8 protein-coding genes and 2 pseudogenes are annotated in these 6,958 nt (G+C 61.5%); 7 read left to right on the plus strand and 3 right to left on the minus strand.

The window, feature by feature from the left end:
* Positions 1-186 (plus strand): annotated as a pseudogene (locus JWP26_RS11145) (DUF2076 domain-containing protein); the annotation flags it as partial.
* A gap of 90 nt (positions 187-276) precedes the next feature.
* Positions 277-750, plus strand: coding sequence for a hypothetical protein (locus tag JWP26_RS11150; protein ID WP_299727236.1), 474 nt, complete (start codon positions 277-279; stop codon positions 748-750).
* On the opposite strand, the gene JWP26_RS11155 is transcribed toward JWP26_RS11150, so the two are convergent.
* Complete coding sequence (locus JWP26_RS11155) at positions 751-1,215, minus strand: cell wall hydrolase (protein WP_299727239.1); 465 nt, start codon at positions 1,213-1,215, stop codon at positions 751-753.
* Between the two features lie 105 nt (positions 1,216-1,320).
* Complete coding sequence (locus JWP26_RS11160) at positions 1,321-1,680, minus strand: hypothetical protein (protein ID WP_299727242.1); 360 nt, start codon at positions 1,678-1,680, stop codon at positions 1,321-1,323.
* Positions 1,681-1,822: 142 nt separating this feature from the next.
* On the opposite strand from JWP26_RS11160, the gene JWP26_RS11165 reads away from it, so the two are divergent.
* From JWP26_RS11165 to JWP26_RS11175, 3 genes are all read left to right on the plus strand, one after another.
* Complete coding sequence (locus JWP26_RS11165; protein ID WP_299727244.1) at positions 1,823-2,131, plus strand: hypothetical protein; 309 nt, start codon at positions 1,823-1,825, stop codon at positions 2,129-2,131.
* 117 nt (positions 2,132-2,248) lie between these two features.
* Positions 2,249-2,533 carry a hypothetical protein gene (locus JWP26_RS11170; protein ID WP_299727246.1) on the plus strand — a complete coding sequence of 95 codons (285 nt, stop codon included), beginning with the start codon at positions 2,249-2,251 and terminating at the stop codon, positions 2,531-2,533.
* A gap of 67 nt (positions 2,534-2,600) precedes the next feature.
* Complete coding sequence (locus tag JWP26_RS11175; protein ID WP_299727248.1) at positions 2,601-3,212, plus strand: LysE family translocator; 612 nt, start codon at positions 2,601-2,603, stop codon at positions 3,210-3,212.
* A 25-nt stretch (positions 3,213-3,237) separates the two neighbouring features.
* On the opposite strand, the gene JWP26_RS11180 is transcribed toward JWP26_RS11175, so the two are convergent.
* The gene (locus JWP26_RS11180) at positions 3,238-5,004 is read right to left on the minus strand and encodes an adenylate/guanylate cyclase domain-containing protein (RefSeq protein WP_299727250.1); all 1,767 of its coding nucleotides are present in this window, start codon (positions 5,002-5,004) and stop codon (positions 3,238-3,240) included.
* A gap of 166 nt (positions 5,005-5,170) precedes the next feature.
* Here JWP26_RS11180 and glpK point away from each other — a divergent pair, with 166 nt between their 5' ends.
* Together glpK and JWP26_RS11190 are read left to right on the plus strand one after the other, a co-directional pair.
* Entirely contained in the window at positions 5,171-6,667 is a 1,497-nt protein-coding gene (gene glpK / locus JWP26_RS11185) for a glycerol kinase GlpK (RefSeq protein ID WP_299727251.1), read from the plus strand.
* Positions 6,668-6,708: 41 nt separating this feature from the next.
* Positions 6,709-6,958 (plus strand): annotated as a pseudogene (locus tag JWP26_RS11190) (transcriptional regulator); the annotation flags it as partial.

A 6,958-nucleotide genomic window follows, 5' to 3' on the forward strand; every position in this document is an offset into this window, starting at 1 on the left:
GGCGTAACCACCGGCGTGCTGCTGGGCTCGGCCATTGCCGGCATGCTCTCCGGGCAAGCCAATGCCGGCGAATACAACGCCGATCAACCCGCAGACCAACCAGCGGATGAGCCCGCGCCAGACGACCAGCAGAACGACGATTACGATAGCGGGGATGACGGCTTCGACACCGGCGGCGATTTCTGAAGATAAACGCAAGCTGAACCGGCGCTCCAGCACCGGTTCAGCCAATCTGTCCGAAGATCCCTCAACACAATGCCAATGAGGGGTTTGGTCATGATCATCGTTCGCCGCCAGCATCGTAACACCGTCAAGACCGCGCTGATCCTGGCCGCGGTCGCCAGCATCGCCATAATCCTGGGCGTGCCGGCCCAGGCCGGTCAGTTTCAGCAACTCGATGTGGGTCAGTATGGCCAAGTCGAGTTCAATGCGCCCTCCGGCAATATCGGTTGTATCTACATACCTGCGGGTGGCACGCCGGTTTACGAGACCGCCAATGGCGGCGCTGAAATCCAGTGCGACCGGGTCGAGCCCAGCTATGTGCGTACGATTTTGGGTGACTCCGGCGACGCTTACCGCATCAACGATGTCGGCGATCCGAGCTGCTGCTCCATTGAGCAGACCATTCAGTACGGCAAGACGGTGGAGTTGGGTCCGTTCCAGTGCCTGTCCGAGCGCCGTGGCCTGACCTGTGCTCGTGAAGACGGCCACGGCTTTTTCGTCAGCCGCGCGCTCATCCAGGTCAAATAGCTAGTATTTTTCGTAGAACTCGTTGCCGCCGGCCATCAGCACATAGTGCATGTTGTCATAAGGGAAACGCAGGCCGGCGGTGTGGAAATGCATGGCATTCTGCACGCCGGGATGCCGTTCGCCGCGCATGACCTGATCGGCAACCTGCGACGCCAATACCGCGCCGCTATCGGTCATTTTCTTGGATAGCACGCCCGACGCGAACTGATTGGGCTGGCCCACGACGCCGCAAATGCTGTGCGGATAGCGCTGATCGTTGACGCGGTTCATGACGACGGTGCCGACCGCCAGCATGCCTTCAGCGCTGGAGCGGTTGGATTCGAAGTACATCGCCCGCATCAGGCATTCCTTCGGGCTGAGCTGCGCCATGCCGAAATTCATACCAAAAAAACTGCAGCCGCCCAGGCTGGTGATCGCCACGGCGATCGCAGCACCGCGCAGAAGAGTTTTTGACACGTCAAGCATAAAGGCCATCCTCGATCTTGCGCGCGCGTGGCGTGCCTAATCGAAGATGACCCAACAGGCTTAAGAAAAGTCTGACCCGGAAGGTTAATTAAACCTTTAAGAAAATTACCGGTCTGTTGCCGTGAAGATAAGCGCGGAAATCAGGGCTATCGTGCCCAAAGCCACGATCACAGGAATCGGATTTTCCTGAACGGCCTTGCCAGCGACATTGGCTTGACGTGAAATCTGGCGAGCCGCGACTGTACCTTGATGGCGAACCTGATCGACGACCGCCACAGCATTGTGCTGCACGTCTTTAAAGGTGTGCTGGGCGTCTTTGAAATGGCTGTTGCTGTATTTGCTGACGTTATCGGAAATGGAGGCAATTTCCTCGCGCAGCGAAGCGATCTGGGCTGCCAGGCTTTCGCCGATGTCGTCGCCACTGTCTTCGATCCGCTTGATAGCTCGTTTTGCTGCTGTGGCCATGATGACGCTCCGCTTTGATGTTTGGTGATAAACTCCGCCTTGGGGGCAATGGTTCCTGCGGCGATTTGGTGCAGCGCTATTGGATATGCCGACGTTGCTTCCCATCTAAAGGCCACCACCGCGTCACGAGGGGACAATATACATGCCGCCCAAGAGCCACGCCCGCCTGCACCGTCAGTTCGATCGAATCGAGCGCCGCATCCCCAATTTCGCCTCGGGCGCATTGTCCTGGCTGCGCAGGCCGCAAGCGCGCCTGATCCGCATTCCACTCGGGCTGCTGCTGATCCTCGGTGGCATTTTCAGCTTCCTGCCGGTGCTGGGCCTCTGGATGCTGCCGCTCGGCCTGCTCTTGCTGGCGCTAGACTTCGCGTTCCTGCAAGGGCCGGTCAACTCCGCCATCCTACGCGGCACCCGCAAATGGACCCTGTGGCGCCGCTCGCGCCGCAAATAGCGCGCTGCAGGTGCCGAAACCGTGAAGACAGCCTTTGCGAATAGGTAACCACTTCATGACAGTTTTAAGTGATCGGCCGCGGACAGAAGCCCGCGCCTAGCGCTCGGGGTTTGTCAGGTGAGGTTGTCGGTTATCGAAGGCGGACTGCGTTATGCCCAGGGGCGGGACGGCACCGAGCCGATCCGGCCAGAAGATGTCGAGGCTGAGGCCGCGCGGCGGATGCGTGAGGGCAAGGTCAACGAGTGGCGCGTGCGCGAATTCGTCACCGGCCATCCTATGCCGCCCGACGTCAAATATCTTGAACTGCAGATCACTTTTGCCTCGCGCGCCATCTGTAAGCTATCGCCGATCCCGGCCGACTTCGCCGACGATCTCTATTGGCCAATCTGCTGGCGGGAATAACCGCGTTCCACTTGCGGCCCTCCAGACGGCCGCATAGGCTTGCACGGCAATCGGCGCCGAGGGCCAGATGACCATTGAATTCCTGCTGACGACGCTGATCGTCGTCGTCTCGCCAGGCACTGGTGTGCTTTATGTGTTGGCCGCCGGCCTGTCGCGTGGCGCCAAGGCCAGCTTCGTGGCCGCCTTGGGCTGTACCTTGGGAACGCTCCCCCACATGGCGGCCGCTATAACCGGCCTCGCCGCAGTGTTGCACACCAGCGCGCTGGCCTTTGACGTCATCAAATATCTCGGCGTCGCCTATTTGCTCTACATGGCGTGGAACACGCTGCGCGAAACCGGTGCTCTGAGCGTCGATGCCGACGCGGCACCGCGTTCGCCGTTGCAAGTGATCGTCTCGGGCATTCTGATCAACATTCTCAATCCCAAGCTATCGATCTTCTTCTTTGCTTTTCTCCCGCAGTTCGTGCCGGCCAATGCACCCGATGCGCTGCCGCAAATGCTCGAATTGAGTGGGGTGTTCGTGCTGGCGACCTTCGTGGTGTTTGTCATCTACGGGCTGTTCGCCGCCGCAGTGCGGGATCACGTCACCTCGCGACCCTCGATCATGAAATGGCTGCGGCGCAGCTTTGCCGGTGCCTTTGTGCTGCTCGGCGCCAAGCTGGCACTGACCAACCGATAGGAATGAATGGCGGAGTTCTGCGCAGCTATTCCAGCCCAGCCAGCTTCAATCCGCCAATATAGCGGCTTAGCAGGGCCGGGTGCATGAAGCGCAGGCTGTCACTGACCGAGGCCAAGGTCAGGTCGGGACGGCCGGCGCGGAATTTTTCCAGCGCGTCGCGCGCCGCGGCGGTTTCGCCCCAATTGGCATAATAGGTGGCGAGGTCACGATAAGGCCAGGTCAGGCCGGGGCGTTCGGCGAGCGCCCGCTGCGCAAAGGCCACGCTTTGCTGCGGCCGGCCAGCGCCAAAATGGGCCAGTCCCATGCCCAGATACATGTTGAAGGAAAACGGGTCGAGCGGGCTCAGCCGCGCCGAGCGCTCGAAGGCGGTCAACCCGTCCTCTGGATTGCCCATGTAGACCTGGCCGAAGCCGCGGCGCATCCAGGCCCATGCGTGATTTGGATCGAGCGCCAATGCCCTGTCCGCCAGCGCCGTGGCCTGGGCGACGTCGCCGCCGGTCTGCATCATCGCGGAGGCAAGGGCCGTCATCGCAGTCGGGTCACCGCTGACCGTGCCGGCCGCCAGCTCAATCAGCCGCTTGGCCTCAAGGCGTTCGGCGGCGATATCGCTGGTCCAGTTATAGGCAACCTGCTGGCCATGGGCCCAGGCGGCGAGGGCAGCCGCCAGACCGTAAGCGGGCTCCAACGCCAGCGCATGATCGAGCAAGGTGATGGCCTCGCGGTTCTCGTGGGGCAGGTGCGACCACAGATGCGGCATGGCCCGCATTACCAGGTCATAGGCGGCCAGGGTATCAGGGCGCTTGGAGCGGGCAAGGTCGATCTCGGCCTGGCGGATCGAGGGCGAGATAGCGCCGGCCACCAGCGCGGCCATGGTGTCCTGCAGATCGAACAGTTCGTGCACCGTGCCGTCGACCTTGTCGGACCAGATGTGATTGCCGGTTTCCGTCTCCACCAACTGGGCCGTAATGCGGACGCGCTCGCCGACACGGCGGACGCTGCCTTCCACCACGTAACGCACGCCGAGCTCACGGCCGACCTGCCGCACATCCACCGATCGGCCCTTGTAGGCAAAGGCCGAGTTGCGGGCGATCACGAAGAAATCCTTGATACGAGCCAGCGTTGCGGTGATTTCCTCAACCACTGCATCTGCGAAATAGCTCTGGTCGGCCTCGCCGGACATATTGTCGAACGGCATAACCACCAAGGATGGGCGCTTGGAGGCCGGCAACGGTATCGCCACCGGGGCCGCGGCTTCGGCCGCCTTGGTGCCCTGCGGATGCCAGACGAAAATGCGCACCGTCTTGGGAATATTCTTGAGGATGGTGGGGCCGATATCGCTGAATTGCAGATCGGACTGGCCGACCAGATACTCATACATCCATTTGGTCACCGCCATGCCGCCAGGCGGGGACAAGCCCTGCACACGGACCGCAAGGTTGACACCGTTGCCGAAGAGGTCGTCGCCGTGCACCAGCACGTCGGCCATCACGATGCCGGCGCGGACCTGCAGAATTTCTCCGCCCGGCGCTTGTACCTGGCGATTGTTCAATTCCTTCTGGACCGCGGCAACCCAATCGACCGCAGCGATGACGCTGTTGAACTCGGCCAAGAGGCCATCGCCCATGGTCTTGAACACTTTGCCGCCCATGGCCTCGATCCGGCCGACGGCGAAATGCTCATAGAGCCGCCGCACCAGGCGAACGGTCTGCAATTCGCTGTGCTGCACAAGACGGGAGAATCCAACCACGTCAATTGAGACGATCGGGACCAGCCGCCGTTCGGATTTGGCCATTTAACGCTGGGTCTTCTGGATGCAGGGGAGTGATAGCATTGCATTTGCGCGGCGACGAGAGCCAAGTCATTGCCGCAGATGCCGTTTTGCCGTCATTACTACGATTCTTCGGTAGTGATGCCAGTAAACAATAGTGCAATCTCAAATCGAAGACGGGGCAGCGTCTATGGGACCCTATATTCTGGTCATCGATCAAGGCACGACTTCGAGCCGCGCCATCGTTTTCGACACCAATCAGGCCATCGTCGGCCTGGGCAAGATGGACTTTACCCAACACTATCCCGCGCCCGGCTGGGTCGAACATATCCCCGAGGAAATCTGGGCTACATGCCTCTGGGCCTGCAAAACGGCGCTGCGCAAGGCGGGCATCACCGCCAAGGACGTCGCGGCCATCGGCATCACCAATCAGCGCGAAACCACCGTTGTCTGGGATCGGGCGACCGGCAAGGCAATCTATAACGCCATCGTCTGGCAGGATCGCCGCACGGCCGATGCTTGCGCAAAATTGCGGGAGGCCGGCAAGGAAGAAATGCTGGCCCGTCGTACCGGCCTGCTACTCGATCCATATTTCTCCGGACCAAAGGCCCAGTGGATCCTCGACAATGTCGAAGGCGCGCGGGAGCGGGCCCTTAAGGGCGACCTGGCTTTCGGCACCGTCGACAGTTTTCTGATCCACCGGCTGACCGGTGGCAGGGTACATGCGACCGACGCTACCAATGCCAGCCGGACTGCGCTTTTCAATATCGAAACCAATCAATGGGACCCGGATCTGCTGGATCTGTTTGAGATACCCGCCAATATCTTGCCGACCGTCAGGGACAGCGCCGACGATTACGGCAGCACCGATCCGGACGTGCTGGGCGCAGCCATTCCGATTCATGGCGTGATCGGGGACCAACAGGCGTCACTGATCGGGCAGGCCTGCTTTCTGCCGGGCATGATGAAGTCTACCTACGGAACCTCCTGCTTCGCCTTGCTCAATACCGGGACCGACCTGGTGCGCTCCAAAAATCGCATGCTGTCCACCATCGCCTATCGGCTCGACGGGCGCTCGACCTACGCCCTGGAAGGCGTAATCTTTACAGTTGGCGGCGCCGTGCAGTGGCTACGCGACGATCTCGGCGTGCTTGAGCAATCGAGCCAGGGCGATGCCATGGCGATCGCCTCCGATCCTGATCAGCCGATCTACCTCGTGCCGGCGTTCAACGGGCTCGGCGCGCCATGGTGGGACAATGATGCCCGCGGCGCGATTTATGGACTGACACGGGGGACCCGAAGGGCCGAACTGGTCCGCGCGGCGCTGGAGGCGGTCGGCTACCAGACGCGAGACTTGATCGACGCCATGCGCGAAGATTGGAGCGGCGCCAAGGACATCGTGTTGCGCGTCGATGGCGGCATGGTGGCATCCAACTGGACCATGCAGTTCATCGCCGATGTCGTCGAAGTCGGCGTTGACCGCCCGATCGATCCGGAAATCACCGCCCGTGGGGCGGCTTGGCTTGCCGGATGGAAAGCCGGCGTCTGGCCCGACGCTGCCGGCTTCGCCGGCCGGCGCGAGAGCGACCGCCAGTTCTGGCCGGTCATGCCCGCCGAAACACGGCAGAGCAAGCTGCTTGGTTGGCGCGAGGCGGTGCAACGCACCCTGTCGCGCCAGCCCACCTAGATCGGCTGGTCCCGCGCAATTGCGCCCGCTATGCTGCTCGCATGCATATCTTTCTCGATTTCGAAGCGTCATCGCTGAACAAGCAGAGCTATCCGATCGAGGTTGGCTGGGTTTTGGAGGACGGCACGGCAGAAGGGTATCTAATCCGGCCCGCGCCCAATTGGACCGATTGGGACGATACGGCGCAGACGGTGCACGGCATTTCGCGTGAGCAATTGCACCGTGACGGTGAGGCGCATGACGTGGTGTGTGCGCGGCTGGTGCAGGTGTTCGAGGGCAACGTGGTCTATG

Origin of the sequence: Devosia sp., assembly GCF_028290435.1 — a bacterium.
GTDB lineage: Bacteria > Pseudomonadota > Alphaproteobacteria > Rhizobiales > Devosiaceae > Devosia.